The following is a 21892-nucleotide window of genomic DNA, read 5'->3' as shown; positions in this document are numbered from 1 at the left end:
CTAATATTTTAATTCGATTTTTATGTTGTCCGAAGCCAGCGTTTGTATACTCAACCGGTTGTTGTCGAAATTAAACTCATCCGTCATGCTTCCGTTGACTATTACCTCGGCGGGTTTTTCGACGCCCACAAAGAGAAACTCGTATTTTTTCACGCCGCTTTCGTAGCCCTTATGTTCTTTATTTGTAGTGAGAATGATATTTTTATCTTTCTTGTCAAGTATAAACTTTGTAACAGCATACTTGCCGTTTTTATATTCGTAAGAAACGCCGTCGTCTTCGTAGAATTTATATTCGGAGCTTGCCGCCGGGAATATCAAAAAGCGGAGCGAGTCGATCTCTTTTTCGCCAACATAATTAACGACTTCCTGAATCGGAATAATACCTCCCGCTCTTACAAAAAGCAGAATTTCATCGAGCGGAACTTCTTTAATTATCCATCCGCCTCCTTCGACAACGCTGTTGTTCGTCCAGTCGTACCACTTTCCGTCGGGCAGGTAAAGCTTTTTGAATTTATCGTAAGAAATCAACACGGGCGCAACCAGCAAATTTTCGCCCAACATATATTGATATTGAGCTTCGTGACTGTAAGCGTTAGCATCGTCTTGATAGTTAACGAACATAGCCCTCATAATCGGCAAGCCCGTTACCGACGAATTATAAAATTCGTTATACCAGAACGGCAGCAAACGATACCTCGTTTCGATCGCTTTGCGCACGTCTTTTTCGACAAATTCGCTGTAGTTATACGGTTCGCGTTGACGCGTGTCGACCGCGGAATGTCCTCTGAAAAACGGGGTAAATGCTCCCAGTTGATACCATCTTCTGTAAAGATTATCCGATGGCTCGCCGATAAAACCGCCCACGTCCGAACCGATAAACGGAACTCCGCTTAAGCCCATACCGAGAGACATTGTACAGGCAAGAATTAGATGCTCGTCGTTTGCGACGTTATCGCCCGTCCAGACAGCGGCATATCTTTGAATTCCGGAATAACCGGCGCGCGTTAATATAAAATGCCTTTTATTCGAATGTCTTTTTAATCCTTCCGCCGTGGAGCGCGCCATCGACAATGCATAAACGTTATGTATTTTTTTGTGTGTTGCGGTAAAACCGTTGTCGTCAAAGAGAACGATATCCGGGAAATTTTGTCCCCATACGGCAGGTTCGTTCATATCGTTCCAGAAACCGTCCACTCCCTGATCAAGCAAAAGCGAGAGTTTGTCGCCCCACCATTTTCGTGTTTCTTCCTTGGTAAAATCCGGGAAGTACGACCAGCTCGGCCATACTTCGCCCTGATAGTATTCGCCGTCTGGATACTTTGCAAAAAGATCGTTTTCGAGTCCTTCTTTTGCCACAAAATAGTCGGGATCGGCTTTAACTCCGGGATCGATTATCGGAACGACTTTAAATCCCATATCTTCCAAGTCCGAGAGCATTTTTTCGGGTTGCGGAAAACGTTCCTTATTCCACGTAAAAACGCGGTAGCCCTCCATATAGTGAATGTCGAGATAGAGCACGTCGCACGGGATTTTGCGATCGCGAAACGCCTGCGCTACTCTGCGCACCGACGACTCGGGATAATAACTGTATCTGCTCTGTTGGTATCCGATAGCCCATTTCGGAGGCAGTTCCATTCTGCCGGTCAATTTCGTATAATCTGAGATAACTCTTTTAACGTCCGGACCGTAAATAAAATAGTAGTCCATTTCGCCCTTTTCCGCGCCGAACCAGTAAAAACGATTGTTGCTAGCGCCGAAATTGAAATGCGATTTGTAAGGATTATCGAAAAATATTCCGTATGCTTTGTAATTATTGATTCCGATAAAGAAAGGTATAGATTGATACAATTCGTCCTTACGGGTATCGTAACCAGGGAAATCGGTATTCCAGAGCGTATACTGTTTACCGTTTTTTAAGAGTCCGTCGGATTTTTCGCCGAGTCCGTAGAATTTTTCGTTTGCGTTCAACTCTTTGAAACATCTTATATCGTCGCCGTCAAAAGCCACTCCGAAGCTTTTGTGATCCGCATTGAGGAGGTTATTATTTTTGTCGTAAATCGAAACGCGGCAGGGATTTTTGGCAATCTTTAAGGTTAATTCCGCAGTGGCAATTATAAATTCATCGTTCGACTCGTGAAAGCTGAAATCGGATTTTTCGGGCATTTCATAAATCACGGCGTATGACGGCGCCGGATCAAAATCGTGTTTCTGGGTATATCTGAATCTGATTATATTCCTGTCGAGAACGTAAAGATTGAATTTTGCATTTTCCAGCGTAAATTCGATGCGATTATCTAACTTTTTATAATTTTTAATTTTGCCCGCAAATTTGAATTCCGCCGTAATTTCAACGGCAACCAGGAATAATAAAAGTATTACTGTAAATTTTTTCATTACGTCTCCTTATTTCAACTGAAAAAAAACCAGATGCCGATTGTAAGAAAGAGAACCACACCCGAGAGAACGATTGTTTTTTTATCGTAAACTCCGCTCGCGGCTGTAAATTGAAAAATCGGGTTTGCATAACGCGATTTTAAAATTGCGTTTAAGAGAAACATCAGCGTCAAAGTGAAAACAAAAAGTAATATTGCAAAATGGAGATAGTTGATATTAATCAGAAATAACAGAGCGCCGTTGCTAATATAACCGCCTCTGTCCATCGATTCGACCGCAAAACGTAACAAGCCGACGATTTCGCCCGCCGCAAGAGCAAGGAAAACCGATTTAACATTAATATTTTTCACAAAAAGCGCGGCTATAAATGCGGCTGTAATCGGCGCGCTCACGTAAGCCTGAGCGCTCTGAAGGAACAGATAAATCTGATTATTAATTATTTTTACGAAGGGCACCAGCACCAAAGTCAATACGACCACAATAATGGTGGTCATCCTTCCAACCAGAACCAGAGTTCTTTCCGTGGCGTCCGGATGAGACGGTTTATAAAAATCGATCGTATAGACAACCGCTATACTGTTGAATGCAGCCGACAGAGACGACATCATGGCGCCAAAAAATCCGGCTATTATTAATCCTTTTACGCCTGCCGGTATAATATCGCTCACCAGTAGCGACGTATAAGCATAATTCCCTTTCAATTCGGGATAAAGAACTACCGCCGTCATACCGGGAATTACGAACAGAAAAATCGGAAAGATTTTAAGAAATCCGGCAAAGAGCGTGCCTTTGCGCGCGTCTTCAACGCTTCGAGCGGCAAGTATCCTTTGAACTATATAATTATCCGCGCACCAATACCAGAAAGCAATAATCGGCGCGCCGAACAGAATGCCCGTCCAAGGGAATTCCGGATCGTCCATCGGTTTAAACATCTGAAAATAGTCTGCGGGTAATTTTTGGAACAACTGATCCACTCCGCCTATTTCCTTCAACCCGACAAAGGCAAAAATTGCCGAAGTTATAAGGAACAAAACTCCCTGAAAAATCTGCGTTCTTATTACAGCCGAAAAGCCTCCGATCAAAGTATAAATTCCGCTGGCGAGGATTATTATAATTGCCGACGAAAACAAACTCCATCCCAGCGCTGCATTTAACAAAATTCCGCCGGCAAAAAGTGTCACCAGTATTTTAGTAAAAAAGTGAGAGAAAATTGTCAGTCCCGCAAAAAGTTTCCTGTTTTTTTCTCCGTATACAATTCCGAAGAACTGAGGCGAAGTCAGCGCGCCCGACTTTTTATACAAAGGCGCCAACGCCCATCCCAACAGAACAAGAAGGAAAATGGCTATCAGTTCGTATTGTCCTACAGCCAGTCCTCTTTGAGAGCCCGACTCAGCCAATCCGATTAAATGTTCGCTCGAAATATTCGTAACAAACAACGAAAAACCGACTACAACCCAATTTAAATTCCTGCCCGCCAGGAAATAATCGTCTACTCCCTTGTCTTTGAATTTTGAATAAAGACCGACGGCTATAATTACCAGAAGATATCCGATTATTATTATTCCGTCATATATATTTATAACATTATTCATGGGAAACAATTACAATCAAATTAAATACCAACTTACGAACGGCTTTAACGGCAATAGGGGCGTTTTTTCAAAAAAGGAGTTTAAAATCGATTATTATATTTATAATCGGGCGTTATTATAATAATAAGAGGCAGAGAGTTTTTTCACAGTGTTTTGTTACAATTATTCACCCCTTCGGGGGTTGGCGATTGATAAAATTACGTTGCTCGAAAATACCTTTCTCATTTCGTTTTCATATAGTATAAACCCTGTTGTAAAATAAGACCCGCAGGGTTGACATTATTATAGAATGGCATTATCAACGGGCATCGAACCCGGGACGGGTGGCATATTGCTCCCCGATGTTTGTTATGTCACCCCGCCGGGGTTTCGTTTTGTTATTCGGTTGTTGTTTTACAATAATGCCACCCCTTCGGGGTTTCGTTTTATGGCTGGATTGCTGTGTTACAATAATTACACCCCTTCGGGGTTTTAATTCACCCGTTGTCATATGTTCTATAATTATATCACTCCATCGGAGTTATGATTATAAATCATCAAGAGGATAAACGCCGGAGGCGTGGCATTTTTGTAACTAACCGTCAACACAAAAAAAACAAACCCGCAGGGTTGACATTATTATAGAATGGCATTATCAACGGGCATCGAACCCGGGACGGGTGGCATATTGCTCCCCGATGTTTGTTATGTCGCCCCGCCGGGGTTTCGTTTTGTTATTCGGTTGTTGTTTTACAATAATGCCACCCCTTCGGGGTTAGAGCATTTTAACATTGCAAGAAAAAACATTTTTGCAGGTATCGGCTCTCTCAATTAATTTATCTTTTTTCGTTACAGATTAGTCTTAACTCTGAGAGAAACATAAAAACCCGGAGGGTTGACATTATTATAGCGCCGAATTCTCAATAAGAAACAAAACCCCGGAGGGGGTGACATATTTTTTCCCCGACGTTAGATTTGTCTATTCTTCTGTTCTGATTTATTGATTAATCTCGTTTTTTGAAAAAATTTCTTTTAACTTAGAGTTCAAATTTCAATGAAAAATGAAAGAGGTATAAAATGTTTGACGAGAACTACAAATTCACGGCGGTCGATCGTTTTTTGAAATACGTGAAAATCGAAACCACTTCCGATGAAGAATCGACAACATTCCCGAGCGACCCGAAACAACTCGAACTTTCAAAACTCCTGGTTGAAGAATTAAAAGAGATTGGAATGCAGGACGTAGAGATGGACGAATACGGTTATGTTATGGCTACATTGCCCTCGAACGTCGATAAAGACGTTCCGGCAATCGGTTTTATTGCTCACGTCGACACGTCGCCGGCTGTAAGCGGAAAAGACGTTAAACCGGTAATTCACAAAAACTATCAGGGAGGCGATATTGTATTGCCGGGCGACCCTTCGAAAATAATCAAGGCGGATGAAAATCCCGAACTGAAAGATATGATCGGTTTCGACATTATAACAAGCGACGGAACGACCCTACTGGGAGCCGACGACAAAGCGGGCATAGCCGAAATAATAGACGCTATGAACTATTTAATTCAACATCCCGAAATCAAACACGGAAAAATACGAGTATGCTTTACTCCCGACGAAGAAGTCGGAAGAGGAACCGAAAAATTCGACGTTATAAAATTCGGAGCTAAGTACGCATACACAATCGACGGCTCAACGCGCGGAGAAGTAGAAATTGAAACATTCAGCGCCGACGCCGTAGTTATCAAATTTCACGGCAAAAATGTGCATCCCGGATACGCAAAAGACAAAATGATCAACGCTATTAAAATAGCGGCAAATTTTATCGATATGCTGCCGAAGGACAGACTTTCACCCGAGACAACCGAAAAACGCGAAGGTTATGTTCACCCGACATCGGTTACCGGCAACGAAACAGAAACCGTGATAAAATTTATCATTCGGGATTTCGACGCCGATAAATTAAAAGAATACGAATCTATGTTGAAAGAACTGGCGGAAAAAGCCGTTGCAAATTATCCCGGTTCTTCTTTCGATTTCGAAGTGATAGAACAATACAGAAATATGAAATACGTATTAGACCAGCATCCTCAGGTCGAAGCCTACGCTATCGAAGCGTTGAATCGTTTGGGAATCAAGCCGATCAAATCGGCAATCAGAGGCGGCACCGACGGAGCCCGGTTGAGTTATATGGGACTACCGACGCCGAATCTTTTTGCAGGCGGACACAATTTCCACGCCTACACAGAATATATTGCAGTACAGGATATCGAAGCTGCGGTTAAAATGATTGTTACTCTCGCTCAAATCTGGGCGGAGAAATCGTAAGATTTTTACTTTGCAGCCGTCTGGCAAAAAGACGGCTGCGGTCATTTAATTATTTATAACAAGAAAAAATGAAGCAACTCAAGCGCGCGACCGATATTGCTCTCGGAATAAACATTTTCCTTTTTATTATCAAAGCCGTCGTGGGAGTAATGTCGAACTCGATAGCCGTAATTTCGGAGGTGCTCAATTCTTTTACCGACATACTCGTTTCAATCGGAATCAAAATAGCCGTTAAAATTTCGAAAGACAAACCCGATCAAAAACATCAATTCGGACATAATGCGGCGCAGCCGATTGCAGCTTTCATACTGGCGGTTTTTGCGTTTGTAGTAGGAATCAATATCGTCGAAGAATCGATTAAAAGATTGATAGAACCTCAACCGATCGATCCGATACCCGAAGTTTATATCGTGCTTATTGTTACGATAATAACCAAAATAATACTCAGCCGTTACCAGATAAACGTGAGCAGAAAATATAAAAGTCCGGCTATAAAAGCCGCTTCGGTCGACAGCATTAACGACGTTTTGGCGTCGTCCATTGCTTTGATCGGTTTTGGGGGCAGCGCATACAACCTCGAATATTTCGACAGCATTGCGGGCATTATGGTGGCCATGTTCATTTTTAAATCAGGTTACGAAGTCGGTCGCGAAAACATCGATTATTTAATGGGTCGATCGGCTCCGGCCGAATTCGATTCAGAACTCAGAAAAATTACAATGGAAATACACGGCGTCAAAGGTATTAACGACCTCCGCTCTCACTTCGTAGGCGACAAATATCACATCGAAATTCATATCGAAGTAGATAAAGATATTCCGACTTCAATTTCCCACGACATCGGCAATAAAGTGCGTCAAACGCTCGAGGAACTCGACGAAATTCAAAAAGTGTTCGTACACGTCGACCCCGTGTAAATTGAATTTTTGTCGATAATTTTTGTTATTATTTGTGTCAATATTTATAAAGAAGTGAGAAAATTGAAAAAACAAACGTTATTGGAAGTACTTAAAACAAGCTGCGAAAAGTACGCCGGCAACAATGCCGTTGCGTATATTGATCAACCCCCGCTCACATACAGGCAATTCAAAGAAAAAGTAGAAACCGTTTCCGCATATCTGAAATCAAACGGCATTATAGCGGGCGACAAAGTGGCAATTTTGAGCGAGAATCAACCGAACTGGGCGGTTACTTATTTTGCAATTACCACCATGGGCGCAATAGCCGTGCCCGTAATGACGGAATTCAGCGCTTCGGAAGTTCAGCATGTACTCAGGCATTCCGAATCGAAAGCTATTTTTGTTTCGTCCAAACAGTTTTCCAAAATAGAAGACTTCGACAACAAAAATTTATCCCTCCGAATTTTGATCGACGATTTTTCGATTATACCGGAAAACGCCAAAAGCGATATCCTGCAAGAGATACTCAACAGCGGCAAAAAAGAATTTTCAAGGATCAAAGAAGCGGCTCTCAAATTCGTCGGGATAATCGCCGAGGAAGTTGAAGAAGAAACGCCGGCGTTGATACTTTATACATCGGGCACGACGGGTCATTCCAAAGGGGTATTGTTAACTCACAAGAATATTGTTTCGAATGCGCTCGACACGCTTTCGATTGTGGAAGTTACTTCCACAGACAGAATGTTGTCGATACTGCCTTTGTTCCATACAATCGAATCGACTCTCGGTCTCGTCACCCCGTTTATAGCGGGCGCTTCGATAACATATTTATCCAAGCCGCCGACGGCGACCGTATTGCTTCCCGCGCTTCAAAAAGTAAAACCGACAATTATACTTGCGGTACCGCTTATTATCGAAAAAATTTATAAACTGAGGGTTCTGCCCGAAATAAATAAAAAACTTATTACGCGCAAATTGTACGGCATTCCGTATTTCAGGAAAAAGATCAATACGGTTGCGGGCAAAAAACTGATGCAAACATTCGGCGGAGAATTGAAGATGATGTGCATCGGCGGCGCCGCTCTTGCGGCGGACGTAGAGCTTTTCCTCAAAGAGTCGCATTTCCCATACGCAATAGGCTACGGTTTGACGGAAACCTCGCCTCTGGCAACGGGCACTAAACCGGAACTTGTAAAATTCAGGTCGGCAGGCAAAGCTTTGCCGAACGTAAGCGTTAAGATCGACAATCCCGACCCTGTTACGGGAGAAGGCGAAGTATTGATTAAAGGACCGAACGTTATGAAGGGTTATTATAAAGACCCCGAGAAAACAAAAGAAGTTTTCACCGAAGACGGGTGGTTCCGGAGCGGCGACCTGGGTTATATCGACGAAGAAGGTTACTTGTTTATTAAAGGTCGTTCGAAAAACGTTATTATCGGTCCGAACGGTAAGAACATTTATCCGGAAGAAATCGAGGCGCTTATTAACGAATCGACTTACGCGCTGGAATCGCTCGTACTGGAAAGCAACGGTCAACTGATTGCCCGCGTCTATCTCAACTACGACGTTATCGACAAAGAGACCGAAAACATGGACGATTCGCAATCGCGGCAATTCATTACCGGAATACTCGAAGAAATTAAAACAAACGTTAATTCCCGCGTCAACAAATTTTCCCGACTAAATAAAATCGTAGAACAACAGGAGCCGTTCGAAAAAACTCCTACGCAAAAAATCAAAAGATATCTCTATACATAAAAAGAGAAAGAAACAATTTCAATTTGTCAATGTATGAATACAAAATAATTCGGAATACTCAATGAAAAAATTAATTCTTTTGCTCAGCTTCGCATTCTTGTCCGGTTTTATCAACGCTCAAAACGTTGAAGAAGTTATCAACAAAGATCATTCGATCGATTCTAACAAAGTGCTGCTTCCCGAGGAAACAAACGAACGGGTGGCTCAGGTAATAACGAGTATTCTAAGCCGGTACCATTTTCGAAAAGAACCTCTTTCCGACACTCTCTCTTCGTTAATTTTCGACCAGTACATTAAGAACCTGGACAATTCCAAGCTTTATTTTCTCAAACAAGATATAAATCAATTCGAGAAATATCGCCGCGAATTCGACAATTATCTGGAGAGCGGAAATCTGAACGTGCCGTTCGAAATATTCAATCTCTACAAAAAAAGATTGGGCGAACGCGTAAAATACGTTGAAAAAATCCTGGAGCATGAATTCGATTTTACTAAAGACGAATATTTCCGGCCCGACAGGGACAGCGCCGACTGGGCTCTGACAGAAGAAGAATTAAATGAATTGTGGAGACTGCGCTTAAAAAACGACGCGTTGAATTTGATACTTTCCGGTAAAGATTGGAAAGGCGCCGTCGACGTTTTGTTAAAACGTTACAGAAACTATCATAAAATCATTTTACAATACGAGTCCGAAGACGTTTTTTCCGTTTTTATGAATTCGGTAAGTCAGGTATACGACCCGCATTCCGATTATCTGTCGCCTTCTGCGTCGGATAATTTCGATATCAGCATGAAGCTTTCGCTCGAAGGAATCGGCGCCACTCTGCGTCAGGACTACGATTACACCGTAGTCGTTAGCATTGTGCCCGGAGGGCCCGCAGATAAAAGCGGACTTTTGCGCGCCGACGATAAAATTATCGGCGTGGCTCAGGGCGAAGACGGCGAAATGGTCGACGTAGTAGGATGGCGGCTCGACGACGTTATTAAATTAATTCGCGGTAAAAAAGGCACTCTCGTGCGTTTATTGATTTTAAAAGCCGAAGACGGAGCCAACGCTCAACCGACTGAAATTAAAATTGTACGCGACGAAGTGAAACTCGAAGAGCAGGCGGCAAAAAGCGAAATAATTAATATCGAGGAAGAGGGACTCAAATTCAAACTGGGCGTAATAAAACTTCCTTCCTTTTACAGCGATTTCGAAGCGCAACAGAAAGGATTAAAAGACTACAGAAGCACCACGCGCGACGTAAAAAAGATACTCGACGAATTTAAGAAAGAAAAAGTCGACGGCGTAATTCTCGATTTGAGAAACAACGGCGGCGGCTCGTTGCAGGAAGCGATTAATCTCACAGGATTATTTATCAAAGCCGGACCCGTCGTACAGGTTAAAAATATTATGAACATAATCGAAGTCAACAGCGATCGCGATTCTAATATTTATTACGACGGTCCGCTTGCAGTGCTCGTCAATCGATTCAGCGCTTCGGCGTCCGAAATTCTTTCTGGCGCAATTCAGGATTACGGACGCGGACTTGTAATCGGAGAAAATACTTTCGGAAAAGGCACGGTTCAAAATCTCCTCGATTTGAACAGTCAAATTCCGATCAAAGACAAAAAACTGGGCAAATTGAAATTAACGATTGCAAAATTTTACAGAGTTACCGGCAATTCGACTCAGAACAAAGGCGTAGAACCCGACGTGGAATTCCCTTCGCCTTACGAATCGAAAGATTTCGGAGAAAGCGCTTACGACAGGGCTCTCCCCTACGATACAATCAATCCCGTGCAGTACGAACCGTACGATAATCTGACGAACTTAATTCCGTTACTGGAACAGAAACACGAGAACCGCGCTCAAAAAGACCCCGAATATCAATTCCTTCTTGAAGAAATAAAAGAGTTCAAAAAGAACCGACAGAAAAAACTGTTCACTCTGAATCTCGAAAAGAGAAAAGCCGAAAAAGAAAAAGCCGACGCCGAGAAAAAAAGAAGAGAAGAAGAAAAAGCCAAATTGCTCGGCATTGACATAAAGGAAAAGAAAGAAACTTCCACGGAAGACTCCTGGATAAAAGACTACGAATTAAAAGAGACCGGCAGAATACTGGCGGATTTCATTTTAGCCAAAGTCGGTTAAACCGAACGCTTTCCCGGAATCGATTGAATATTTCGGGAAAGCGTTTCTTGCTTTTCCAAAATTAACTTCCATCGAATTCCCTCTTAAAAAAATTTAAAAGAATTTAAATTTCTTTAAATCCGACTCGCCTCATCTTTTATTTTTGCTTCATTTGGGCGTTTTCCCGGACGGCACGGCTTTTGCATTTATATCCGCCTATGATTAACGACCAATACATACAACTTTCTTTAATGCTGCTCTATATCGCTTTGATAGCGGTATTATGCATTATGATAACAAAAATCGGTAAAAAATAATTACGGGAAATTGTTATGACAAGAACCAAATTGCTTTTAATTTTGCTATTATTTACTTATCCACTTGCCGCTCAATCTTACGACTCGAATCTCGATAAACTTATCGACGAGGCTATCCGGGTAAGTCCCAAACTAAAAATGCTCCGCGTCAAACAAAGCGTGTCGGAATCGAGAATACCGCAGGTTTCCAATCTGCCCGATCCGACGCTTACATTCGGCGCAATGAACCTTCCGGTTAATTCATTTAAATTCACTCAGGAGCCGATGACTTCCAAAATTATCGGTCTGAGTCAAGCCGTGCCGTTCCCCGGTAAATTGAGCGCCGCAGGAAAAGCGCAGGCTAAGGACGTCGAAATAAATCAACAGGAAATTGACGACGCGGCAAACGAAATTATCAACGAAGTTCAAAAAAACTATTACGACCTCAGATTCTATCGCGAAGCCATACGCATTGCAAAGAAAAGCAAAAATCTGCTCGACAAAATCGCAGAGGTTGTAAGAACAAAGTACGCAGTTTCGAAAGCCAGTCAACAAAACCTGATACAAATTGAAGTGGAAATAACAAAAATAAACGATAAAATCGAAGAGTTGAAAAGCATGGAAAATTCGGCTTTAACGGCGTTAAACTCGCTATTGTTGAAAGAGCCGGCTTCTCCAATCGAGACCGATTCAATTCCCGGAATTCATAATTACTCAATTGATTTTAACGGACTGGTTAAAACCGCCGAAGAGAACAGACCTTTTTTAAAAGGGATTCTTCTGGCAAAAGAAAAATCGAAACTGACGGAAGCTTTGTATGAGTACGAATTTTATCCGAACTTCAACTTTTCAATTCAATACTCTCAGCGGGACAAAATTGCTGCTACGAACGCGCCATTGAACGATTTTCTTTCTTTTGTAGTCGGATTGAACATTCCGCTCGACTACGGCGGAAAAAAATCGTCCAAAGTGGAAGAAGCAAGATTAATGCAGCAACTTTATGCCGATCAGTATAATCTTGCTCTTCAAACGCTTTATAAAAATTTCGGAGCGTCGCTGGCAAGACTAAACGAGTTCAAGGAAAGAGAAAAATTAATCGAGGACGGATTGCTGCCGCAAGCCGTTCAGTCATTGAACGCCGCGCTGGCAAATTATCAGGTCGGCGAAATCGATTTTATTAACGTTCTCGACGCTCAAAATAAAGTTTATGAAATCGAAACCAATCTTTACAAAATAAGAACTAATTTTTTTAAGGAAATATCTCAACTCGAATTCTTAATCGGCAAAAGAATCAATAAGGAGCAATTCTGATGAATAAGAAAATAATATTAATCGCATTGGTCGCGCTTGGAATAGCGGCAGCCGGATATTTTTTGTTTACGCAGGAAAAGAGCGTTCAAACAACCGAAAATAAAACGGAAGAAAAGCAGCTCTGGACGTGCGGAATGCACCCGGAAATTATTCTGGAAGAGCCGGGCGACTGCCCGGTTTGCGGTATGAAATTAGTTCCTAAAAAAGGAACGGGCAAATCGAGCGGCGAAAGGAAAATTCTCTATTGGCGCGCTCCGATGGACCCGAATGAAATTTACGACCGTCCCGGCAAATCAAAAATGGGAATGGATCTGGTTCCGGTCTACGAAGACGAAGCCGGCTCCTCCGGGATAGTTACAATCGACCCGGCGGTAGTTCAAAACATGAACGTTAAGACCGAAAAAGTAAAATCGACGCGACTTTCGAACATTGTCGTTACAAACGGAATTCTTACGACAAACGAACAAACCGATTACATAGTGACTACCAGGGTCAACGGATGGATTGAGAAATTGTATATTAACTATACCGGACAAAAAGTGCATAAAGGCGACCGGCTGATGGACATCTACTCGCCCGAACTTGTCGCAGCCCAGCAGGAATTATTGTCCGCTATCGCCTATAAAAACGCCGTCATCAAAACGGACGTAAACGATATTCTCGAAAGCGGCGATATGCTCATCAAGAACGCTATCAGGAAACTGGAGCTTCTTGAAATGTCCGACTCGGACATTAAAAAACTGATCGAGACGAAAGAAGTTAAAACCTACGCTACTCTCTACGCCCGGAAAAACGGAACCGTAATTTCGAAAAATGCGCTCGAAGGACAAAAAGTTATGCCAGGCATGCCGCTGCTTCAGATTTCGGATTTATCGTTATTGTGGCTGACCGCGGATATTTACGAATACGAACTCTCAAAAATAGAGTTAGGCTCGAAATCCGAAATCCGTTTTAATTTTCTGCCGGATAAAATATTTACAGGCAAAGTAAGCTTTATTTATCCGACAATCGAGCCCAAAACAAGAACGGCAAAAGTCAGGCTCGACATACCTAATAAATACGACTTGTTAAAACCCGCCATGCTGGCAAATGTAACGATTTACGGCAAAGACCTGGGCATTAAGCCCGTAGCGCCCGAAAATGCCGTAATTCGCAGCGGTAGAAAAGATATCGTTATCATAGCGTTGGGCGAAGGAAAATTCAAACCGCAGGAGATAAAACTCGGCGGATATGCAGACGGATATTATCAGGTTCTCGACGGTTTAACAGAAGGAACTACTATAGTTACATCCGCTCAGTTCCTCATCGATTCCGAAAGCAATCTAAGAGCGGCTGTCAGCCAGTTTACATCCGGTTCGGCCGAAGAAACCAAATCCCCGCAGGATACTACTGCATCCCACAATATGAATATCGAAATGAAGAGAGGCGAAACGCACGATGCTCACTCGCATGATAACATGAACAACGCCGGCATGGAAAAAGGGAAAAAGAAGGAATCGATTGTCCGGGAAGGCGTTATCGATTTGAAAGCGATCGACAGAAACAAAGACGGAAAAGTATATCAGGATTTGATGGACTGGAATGTTATATCGGACGAACCCGGAAGGTGCCCGGTTTGCAATATGTTTCTGTCCGAAGTAACTATCGAAGAAGCAAAACAAAATTTAATCGAACACGGTTTCCAAGTTAAGTAAATAAGGAGCTCCAGATGTTTACCGATGAAAAACAAAAAGAAGGTTTAATTGCCAAATTAATAGAATGGTCTTTGAATAATAAGTTCTTGGTTATTCTTTTAACCGTGGCTTTGATCCTGGGAGGAATCTGGTCTGTTGTAAACACTAAAATAGACGCCATTCCCGATTTGAGCGACGTTCAGGTTATTATCTATACGGAATATCCGGGGCAGGGACCGCGAATAGTAGAAGACCAGGTAACATATCCTCTTACGACCAAAATGCTGTCTGTGCCGTACGCAAAAGACGTGCGCGGTTATTCTTTTTTCGGGTTTTCGATGGTTTATATAATATTTGAAGACGGCACGGATATTTACTGGGCAAGGAGCCGGGTTCTGGAATATCTGTCGGGTCTCCGCAGTTCTCTGCCGCAGGGAGTGTCGCCAGAATTGGGTCCGGACGCTACCGGTTTGGGATGGATTTATCAATACGTACTGAATTCCGACAAAAGAAGTCTTCAGGAACTCCGTTCGATTCAGGATTATTTTCTCAAGTACGAGCTTTCTTCGATTCCGGGAGTATCCGAAGTTGCAAGTATCGGCGGATACGTAAAACAATATCAGGTCAACGTTGACCCTACGAAACTTGCTTCTTACAATATACCGCTTCAGAAAATTAAAACGGCGATACAGCGCAGCAACAACGACGTCGGCGGACGACTCCTTGAAATGGGCGAAACCGAGTTTATGGTGCGCGGTCTCGGATATATAAAAAGCGTAGACGATCTGAAAAACGTTTCGATCGGAGTTTCTCCGACAACAGGAACGCCTATTTATCTTAAAGACGTAGCTACAATAAACATCGGTCCCGAACTTCGCAGAGGACTTGCCGACTGGAACGGCGAAGGCGAAACAGTAGGAGGAATTATAGTATTGCGTTACGGCGAGGACGCTCTTACCGTTATAAACAAAGTAAAGGAAAGGCTCGATGAACTTAAAAAATCATTGCCCGAAGACGTTAAAATAGAAACCGCTTACGACCGTTCTACATTGATTAATAGCGCCATCGACAACCTCAAAGGGAAATTACTTGAAGAAACGATTATAGTTGCCCTCGTAATAATTGCATTTCTGCTCCATATCCGGAGTTCTTTCGTGGCAATTTTTACGCTGCCCACAGCCGTTCTTGTATCGTTCATACTAATGAAACTGCAGGGTATCAACGCAAACATAATGTCGCTCGGAGGCATAGCTATTGCAATAGGCGCTATGGTGGACGCGTCGATTGTTCTTGTTGAAAACGCCGCGAAGCACTTATCCGAAGAGTATGACAAGCCTCCGGAAAAGCAGAGACCTCACTGGAAGATTATTGCCGAGTCCGCCAAAGAAGTAGGACCTTCGATATTCTACTCGCTTCTAGTAATTACCATCTCCTTTCTGCCTGTCTTTACATTGGAACAGCAGGAAGGAAGATTGTTCAAACCGTTGGCGTTTACAAAAACGTACGCTATGGCGGGCGCGGCAATTCTTGCAGTTACAATCGTTCCTATATTGCTCGGTTATTTTGTGCGCGGGCGCATGCGAAAAGAAGAAGACAATCCTATTACAAAAGTTCTCGTCAGACTGTATCATCCCATAGTCGATTTTGTAATGCGGAGAAGATGGTGGGTAATGTCCGGAGCGTTAGTAATAATTTTATTTACAATATATCCTTATTCGAAATTAGGTTCGGAATTCATGCCTCCTTTATACGAAGGCGATTTGCTTTATATGCCGACTACTCTGCCCGGTATATCCGTTACAAAAGCAAGGGAGTTATTGCAGCAGACCGATAAAATAATCAAGTCGTTTCCCGAAGTCGAATCGGTATTCGGCAAAATAGGAAGAGCCGAAACGGCAACCGACCCTGCGCCGCTTACTATGGTGGAGACCACAATTCGATTGAAGCCCCGCGATCAATGGCGCGAGGGAATGACTCCCGATAAATTAGTCGAAGAACTCGACGCCGCTATTAAAATACCCGGACTTACCAACGCATGGACTATGCCCATTAAAACCCGGATCGATATGCTTTCGACAGGGATAAAAACTCCCGTAGGAATTAAAATTGCCGGACCCGATTTAAATGTGCTGCAAAAACTCGGAAAAGAAGTTGAAGAAATCATGAAAACAGTTCCCGGCACGCGTTCTGCATACGCCGAAAGGTCGGTCGGAGGCAACTACGTCGATTTCAGGATTGACCGCGACGCTATCGCCAGATACGGTCTTACGGTTGGTGACGTCCAGGATGTATTTATGTCGGCTGTCGGCGGAATGAACATTACCAAAACCGTCGAAGGGTTGGAAAGATATCCGGTGAATCTCCGTTACATGCGCGATTACCGTGAAAACATCGACGCTTTAAAACGGGTGCTCGTGCCTCTTCCTTCCGGCGGAAATATACCTTTGGAACAGTTGGGTCAGATTGAAATCAAAAAGGGACCGCCGAGCATAAAATCCGAAAACGCGCGTCCAAACACGTGGGTTTATGTCGATTTGAATCAAGACGCCGATGTGGGCACATATATTAGCAGGGCAAAAGAAATAATCGGTGATAAATTGCAATTGCCCGCGGGATACTCGATCAAATGGTCGGGTCAGTATGAATACATGGAAAGATCTTCCAAACACCTTATGATGGTTGTGCCGCTTACTTTGTTAATTGTAATAGTGCTTCTGTACATGAATACCAAGTCCGCATGGAAAACGGGCGTGGTATTGCTGGCGCTTCCTTTTTCAATGGTCGGAGCCATCTGGTACTTATACATCGCAGGTTTCAATCTGAGCGTTGCCGTTTGGGTTGGCATAATAGCGCTGCTGGGAGTAGACGCCGAGACAGGCGTTGTTATGCTTCTCTATCTCGATCTGGCATACGAAAAATATAAAAAGGAAGGAATGATGAAATCACTTTCCGACCTGCGCAATTCGATTTTTGAAGGCGCGGTTAAAAGAATTCGTCCGAAGATGATGACCGTAATGACCACTCTGCTCGGTTTGCTTCCTATTATAATAGGAATCGGCACCGGATCGGACGTAATGAAAAGAATTGCGGCTCCGATGGTAGGCGGTATTATAACCAGTATGATAATGGAACTTACGGTTTATCCTGCAATTTACTATACGATTAAAAGAAGAGAAGTAAGAAAAATGTTGAATGCCTCAGACAAAACCGAGGCTTGATATGTCAACTCTATTAATTTCTATACTGACGGCGGCGATAATAGCCGCCGTTATTATCAAAATAAGGAACATTAAAAAAAACGACTGCTGTCACTAAATCGGAGTTATTATGAAAGAGATAAAGGCTTACATAAGAAGAGAGCGCGCAGACTTAATAATTCAGAATCTCGAAAGCGCGGGAGTTAAGGGTATGACAGTTATCGACGTCTACGCTCTGTGCGAATGGGCTGACCAGGATTCTTTCAGTTATTCGATTGAATTCGTGGAAAAGTACTCGAAAGTTATAAAACTGGAAATCGTCTGCGACGACGAAGAAGTAGAGAAACTTTCGGAAATAATTTTACGCTATGGACATACGGGAAAATCCGGCGACGGAATGATCTTCATTTCCCCCGTCGAAACGTCCATAAAAATAAAAACAAAAGAAAAAAACAAAATTTAACATGAACTATAAATTATTAACATTATTCGCGAAAGTAAAAAAGCGCACAGGCGAACGGGAATATTTCTGCAGTTATATAGCCCGCGACGGAAAGCCCGTTCAAGCCAGGATTACAAAATCCACGTACGATTTTTTAAAACAAAATTCATCTTCAAACAAAAAAAGGAGCTACAAAATGAAACGACTAAAATCTATCGACGCTGCCATACTGGCGCTAATTTTTGCCTTTGCATCTATTTCTTTTGCGCAAAGCAACTCAGATTCGACAAAATCGCAGCATAAAATGATGCACGACAAAAACCATAAAATGCATGAAATGATGAAGGATTCGGCAATGCACACCGAAACCATGGATATGCATAAGATGAGGGGTTCCGATCATCATATGACGAAAAAAAGCCCGCTCATTCGCGAGGGAATAATCGACCTGGAGGCAATTGACGAAAACAAAGACGGCAAAGTCTTTCAGGACCAAATGGATTGGAACGTAATATCCGACAACCCCGGCTTTTGCCCGATTTGCGAAATGAAATTAAAAGAGACAACCCTCGATCAAGCTAAGAAAAAATTACTCGAACACGGCTATAAGGTAAAACAATAGAAAAAGGGGGCAGCCCGTTTTGCCGGGCTGCCCGTTTATTTAAATAGAAATTTATTCAAGGCAAACACCATGAAAACAAAATTCACATTACCGCTGGCGGCAATAATTCTCTTGTTTCTCTCTTATAATCATGCTGTCGCTCAAACCGCGTCTCCCAGAGCAACGGTCGAACCGCAAGCGTATGATTTTGGCGATATCGGAGGCGATTCTACCGTTACCGCATATTTCTTAATCAAAAACGCCGGAACAGACACGCTTCATATATTGAGCGCGCGAGCTTCATGCGGGTGTACGGCTGTTTTACCGGATAAACGCAAGCTTGCCCCCGGCGAAACAAGCAGTCTTAAAGTTTCTTTCAACCCAAAAGGAAAATCGGGTAAGCAACTAAAATACGTATATCTTGAAACGGACGACCCTCTTAATAAGAGACTGAAAATAACAATACATGCAAACATTACATCCAATTGACGTTTTAATAATTTTTATGAGAGGTCTTTTATGATTTGTAACAACTGCGGACTCAATAATAACGACGAAAACAAATTTTGCACTAATTGCGGCGTCAAACTTGAAAAAGCAACCGTCTCTTGCAACATGTGCGGCGCGGACAACGATTCTTCAAATACATATTGCGTATCGTGCGGAGCCAAAATCAAGGCGGCTGTGCAGCAGGGCGAACTTCGGCCCAAGAAAAACAAACGCAATCCCTCAAAGACTATCAAAGGGAAACATCGCTCGAACAATTATAATATCGAGAAAAGACTGAATTTCAAACCATTAATAATAACGATAGGGGTTTTCGTCGCCTCTCTGGCAATATACACTATCATCGATAAAAATATAAATAAAGACAATCTTTACAAGCCTGCTAATTTTGAAATTAAGAGCGGCAATCCCGCCGTAGAAGCAAAAGTTTACGAGATCGCTTCTAAATTCGTTTGCTCTTGCGGCACCTGCGGCGAAGAATCGCTCGAGCTTTGTACGTGTCCCCGCGCCGCCGAGGAAAGGCAGTTTATCAGAGAATACGTCGAAAAAAATGCGAATTCATCCGACATAATAATGGCGCTTGCAAATAAATACGGATACCTTAAGTCTGAATACGCAAAAAGTTACAATGTGGATAAATCGCGAGTCTGGAATACTACGGAGATAAAATACCCTTCAAGTCCGGCTAAAGGAATTAACGCGAGCGCGCAAAGCGCAACTTTTGCCGACATAAATAATATTTATTCGGCTTTTAATTGTCCTTGCGGTCAATGCGGCATAGACGAACTTAAAGATTGCAATTGCAATCATCCGAACGGAGCGACGGAAGTCAAAAAATTCATTAGAGATAGGATTGCCGAGAACAAATATAGCGTCGATCAAATTATTGAGCTTGTAGATAAACGATACGGCGGAAAAAAAATATAATTACGCATTTGTCTTTAATCAAGAATAACAACGGAGTTAACCATGTCGATTAATAATTACTGTCCCGAATGCGGAAACAAGATTAACGAGTCGGTTATTTATTGCCCAAATTGCGGAAAAAAAATTCATAATGACGAGAGCAAGCGCGATCGTATTATCGGTAAAACGAGCCGTCGCGGCAACAACCTGTACATCGCGGGAATTATAGTTCTTTTCGTAATATTCTTAATATATTACTTCAATTCCGAACCGAGCAAAGCATATTCAATTATAAAAGAACAACCTCGAGTGACCGACAATGTCGACTATCCTCAGAGCCGTTTCGATCATATAATAACCGTCGCCTTTGAAAAAGACGGAAAAATAATCATACCGCTTGAACTCGTTAAAGAGAATAAATTTGCGCGTTTTCAGGTGGCAGGTTTGCCTGAATCAACGCCGCCGATACTGGCTTACTTAACCGAAGACGGAAAAGTAGTAACCGCAATCAGCATGTGCGAGCCTTGCAACTCTACGGAGTTTCACATACAAGGCGGCGACCTCGTATGCAACTCATGCGGCACCACGTGGGATCTTAATAATCTGGACGCAATAAGCGGATCATGCGGGAAATATCCTCCCGACCCCATTCCAAGCAAGATTGTCGGGAATGAAATTCAGATTGAGAAACAATTTGTAACAAACTGGAGAAGACGGGTCTGAATATGAAAATATATTCCATTGCATTACAGAGTATAAAAAGGAAAAAGTCAAAAAATATATTATTAATCGCGGGACTTTTGCTTTCGGTCGCCTCAGTAATAACAATTATGACGGTAAGCAAAAACATCAACGAAAATGTAGCCGCGGCGCTTGACGAATACGGGGCAAATATACTAGTGACGCCAAAATCGGACAATCTTTCATTAAATTACGCTGGCATTTCGATAAGCAGCACGTCGTACGAGTCCCACGAGCTCAACAACGAAGACATTATTAAAATAAGAAACATAAAAAACAAAAAGAACATAAGCATTGTAGCGCCCAAACTTTTTGTACTCACAGAGATATCAGGGAAAAATGTAATTGTAGCGGGAATTAAAACAAATGAGGAATTCAGACTAAAAAAATGGTGGAAGCTGCGCGGAAAAAAACCAGACGCGTCAGACGAAATCTTTATCGGGGCTAATCTGGCGGGATTATTGTCCCTTAGAGTCAAAGACACGCTTACCATATCCGGCGAAAAATTTATAATAACGGGCGTATTAGAAAAAACCGGGGCACAAGACGACGGTATGCTCTTTATGTCGGTCGATAAAGCTCAATCGCTTTTTTCGAAAGGCAATAAAATCAGTCTTATTGAGATAGCTGCGCTATGCTACGATTGCCCAATCGACGAAATTGTCAGCCAAATTTCTGCGAAGCTGCCGGGCGCATCCGTTACGCCCATCAAACAAGCTATCGAATCCAAAATGACAGCCATTCATCGCTTCGAGCACTTTTCCCTCGGCGTATCGGCAATTATACTTATAATAAGCATGTTGATTGTATTCACAAATATTAACGCTTCGGTAAACGAAAGAACGCGGGAAATCGGAATTTTTCAAGCTGTCGGTTTCAGAAGAATTCATATTATGCAGATTATTCTGCTTGAAGTGATAATGATAAGTCTGACGGCGGGCGCGCTTGGCTACATAACCGGAATTTTAGCGGCTAAATTCATCGTTCCAATACTCTCAATGAATTCAAACGTCAGCGTCGGTTACGATATTAATATCTTATTTCTATCACTTATTTTCTCGGTCTTACTCGGTATGCTCGGAGGATTTTATCCCGCCTACAGAGCGACGAGATTGGACCCAACCGCCGCATTCAGAGCATTATAAAGGAATATGG

Annotated in this window: 15 protein-coding genes; 13 read left to right on the top strand and 2 right to left on the bottom strand. The window is 42.6% G+C overall.

Annotated features, from left to right (window positions below):
* Together ACOYVE_RS02500 and ACOYVE_RS02495 are read right to left on the bottom strand one after the other, a co-directional pair.
* The gene (locus ACOYVE_RS02500) at nucleotides 1–2394 is read right to left on the bottom strand and encodes a glycoside hydrolase family 31 protein (protein ID WP_422880666.1); all 2394 of its coding nucleotides are present in this window, start codon (nucleotides 2392–2394) and stop codon (nucleotides 1–3) included.
* A gap of 14 nt (nucleotides 2395–2408) precedes the next feature.
* Nucleotides 2409–3986 (bottom strand): sodium:solute symporter family transporter, encoded by a 1578-nt coding sequence (locus tag ACOYVE_RS02495; RefSeq protein ID WP_422880665.1) that lies wholly within the window; start codon nucleotides 3984–3986, stop codon nucleotides 2409–2411.
* 1056 nt (nucleotides 3987–5042) lie between these two features.
* On the opposite strand from ACOYVE_RS02495, the gene pepT reads away from it, so the two are divergent.
* The 13 genes from pepT (at nucleotide 5043) to ACOYVE_RS02430 (ending at nucleotide 21882) form a co-directional block, all read left to right on the top strand.
* Entirely contained in the window at nucleotides 5043–6293 is a 1251-nt protein-coding gene (pepT, locus tag ACOYVE_RS02490) for a peptidase T (protein WP_422880664.1), read from the top strand.
* Nucleotides 6294–6361: 68 nt separating this feature from the next.
* The gene (locus tag ACOYVE_RS02485; protein WP_422880663.1) at nucleotides 6362–7210 is read left to right on the top strand and encodes a cation diffusion facilitator family transporter; all 849 of its coding nucleotides are present in this window, start codon (nucleotides 6362–6364) and stop codon (nucleotides 7208–7210) included.
* A gap of 54 nt (nucleotides 7211–7264) precedes the next feature.
* Entirely contained in the window at nucleotides 7265–8950 is a 1686-nt protein-coding gene (locus ACOYVE_RS02480; protein ID WP_422880662.1) for an AMP-binding protein, read from the top strand.
* 61 nt (nucleotides 8951–9011) lie between these two features.
* Nucleotides 9012–11084 carry a carboxy terminal-processing peptidase gene (locus tag ACOYVE_RS02475; RefSeq protein WP_422880661.1) on the top strand — a complete coding sequence of 691 codons (2073 nt, stop codon included), beginning with the start codon at nucleotides 9012–9014 and terminating at the stop codon, nucleotides 11082–11084.
* 311 nt (nucleotides 11085–11395) lie between these two features.
* Entirely contained in the window at nucleotides 11396–12670 is a 1275-nt protein-coding gene (locus tag ACOYVE_RS02470; protein WP_422880659.1) for a TolC family protein, read from the top strand.
* Nucleotides 12670–14364: an efflux RND transporter periplasmic adaptor subunit gene (locus ACOYVE_RS02465; protein ID WP_422880658.1), complete on the top strand. Its 1695-nt coding sequence runs from the start codon at nucleotides 12670–12672 to the stop codon at nucleotides 14362–14364. The genes ACOYVE_RS02470 and ACOYVE_RS02465 overlap by 1 nt, the downstream gene beginning before the upstream one ends.
* Nucleotides 14365–14378: 14 nt before the next feature.
* A complete protein-coding gene (locus tag ACOYVE_RS02460; RefSeq protein ID WP_422880657.1) occupies nucleotides 14379–17561 on the top strand; it encodes an efflux RND transporter permease subunit in 3183 nt (1060 codons plus the stop codon).
* Between the two features lie 109 nt (nucleotides 17562–17670).
* Nucleotides 17671–18003, top strand: coding sequence for a P-II family nitrogen regulator (locus ACOYVE_RS02455; protein WP_422880656.1), 333 nt, complete (start codon nucleotides 17671–17673; stop codon nucleotides 18001–18003).
* A gap of 175 nt (nucleotides 18004–18178) precedes the next feature.
* Nucleotides 18179–18604 carry a heavy metal-binding domain-containing protein gene (locus ACOYVE_RS02450; RefSeq protein ID WP_422880655.1) on the top strand — a complete coding sequence of 142 codons (426 nt, stop codon included), beginning with the start codon at nucleotides 18179–18181 and terminating at the stop codon, nucleotides 18602–18604.
* 69 nt (nucleotides 18605–18673) lie between these two features.
* On the top strand, nucleotides 18674–19072 hold the full coding sequence (locus ACOYVE_RS02445; RefSeq protein ID WP_014855453.1) for a DUF1573 domain-containing protein: 399 nt from the start codon (nucleotides 18674–18676) through the stop codon (nucleotides 19070–19072).
* A 30-nt stretch (nucleotides 19073–19102) separates the two neighbouring features.
* Nucleotides 19103–20017: a double zinc ribbon domain-containing protein gene (locus ACOYVE_RS02440; protein WP_014855454.1), complete on the top strand. Its 915-nt coding sequence runs from the start codon at nucleotides 19103–19105 to the stop codon at nucleotides 20015–20017.
* 42 nt (nucleotides 20018–20059) lie between these two features.
* Entirely contained in the window at nucleotides 20060–20719 is a 660-nt protein-coding gene (locus ACOYVE_RS02435) for a DUF2318 domain-containing protein (RefSeq protein ID WP_014855455.1), read from the top strand.
* A gap of 2 nt (nucleotides 20720–20721) precedes the next feature.
* Nucleotides 20722–21882: an ABC transporter permease gene (locus ACOYVE_RS02430; RefSeq protein WP_014855456.1), complete on the top strand. Its 1161-nt coding sequence runs from the start codon at nucleotides 20722–20724 to the stop codon at nucleotides 21880–21882.
* Nucleotides 21883–21892 lie beyond the last annotated feature (10 nt).

This window comes from Melioribacter sp., from assembly GCF_049325435.1.
Classification (GTDB): domain Bacteria; phylum Bacteroidota; class Ignavibacteria; order Ignavibacteriales; family Melioribacteraceae; genus Melioribacter; species Melioribacter roseus.
The sequence above is the reverse complement of the archived record's forward strand: the minus strand, read 5'-3'. Positions and strand labels throughout refer to the sequence as shown.

What these genes read in the sequence shown, in the direction of transcription:
- ACOYVE_RS02485 (WP_422880663.1), top strand. Translation starts at nt 6,362, where the DNA reads ATGAAGCAACTCAAGCGCGCGACCGATATTGCTCTCGGAATAAACATT.
- pepT (WP_422880664.1), top strand. Translation starts at nt 5,043, where the DNA reads ATGTTTGACGAGAACTACAAATTCACGGCGGTCGATCGTTTTTTGAAA.
- ACOYVE_RS02460 (WP_422880657.1), top strand. Translation starts at nt 14,379, where the DNA reads ATGTTTACCGATGAAAAACAAAAAGAAGGTTTAATTGCCAAATTAATA.
- ACOYVE_RS02430 (WP_014855456.1), top strand. Translation starts at nt 20,722, where the DNA reads ATGAAAATATATTCCATTGCATTACAGAGTATAAAAAGGAAAAAGTCA.
- ACOYVE_RS02440 (WP_014855454.1), top strand. Translation starts at nt 19,103, where the DNA reads ATGATTTGTAACAACTGCGGACTCAATAATAACGACGAAAACAAATTT.
- ACOYVE_RS02495 (WP_422880665.1), bottom strand. Translation starts at nt 3,986, where the DNA reads ATGAATAATGTTATAAATATATATGACGGAATAATAATAATCGGATAT.
- ACOYVE_RS02435 (WP_014855455.1), top strand. Translation starts at nt 20,060, where the DNA reads ATGTCGATTAATAATTACTGTCCCGAATGCGGAAACAAGATTAACGAG.
- ACOYVE_RS02465 (WP_422880658.1), top strand. Translation starts at nt 12,670, where the DNA reads ATGAATAAGAAAATAATATTAATCGCATTGGTCGCGCTTGGAATAGCG.
- ACOYVE_RS02450 (WP_422880655.1), top strand. Translation starts at nt 18,179, where the DNA reads ATGAAACGACTAAAATCTATCGACGCTGCCATACTGGCGCTAATTTTT.
- ACOYVE_RS02445 (WP_014855453.1), top strand. Translation starts at nt 18,674, where the DNA reads ATGAAAACAAAATTCACATTACCGCTGGCGGCAATAATTCTCTTGTTT.
- ACOYVE_RS02475 (WP_422880661.1), top strand. Translation starts at nt 9,012, where the DNA reads ATGAAAAAATTAATTCTTTTGCTCAGCTTCGCATTCTTGTCCGGTTTT.
- ACOYVE_RS02500 (WP_422880666.1), bottom strand. Translation starts at nt 2,394, where the DNA reads ATGAAAAAATTTACAGTAATACTTTTATTATTCCTGGTTGCCGTTGAA.
- ACOYVE_RS02455 (WP_422880656.1), top strand. Translation starts at nt 17,671, where the DNA reads ATGAAAGAGATAAAGGCTTACATAAGAAGAGAGCGCGCAGACTTAATA.
- ACOYVE_RS02470 (WP_422880659.1), top strand. Translation starts at nt 11,396, where the DNA reads ATGACAAGAACCAAATTGCTTTTAATTTTGCTATTATTTACTTATCCA.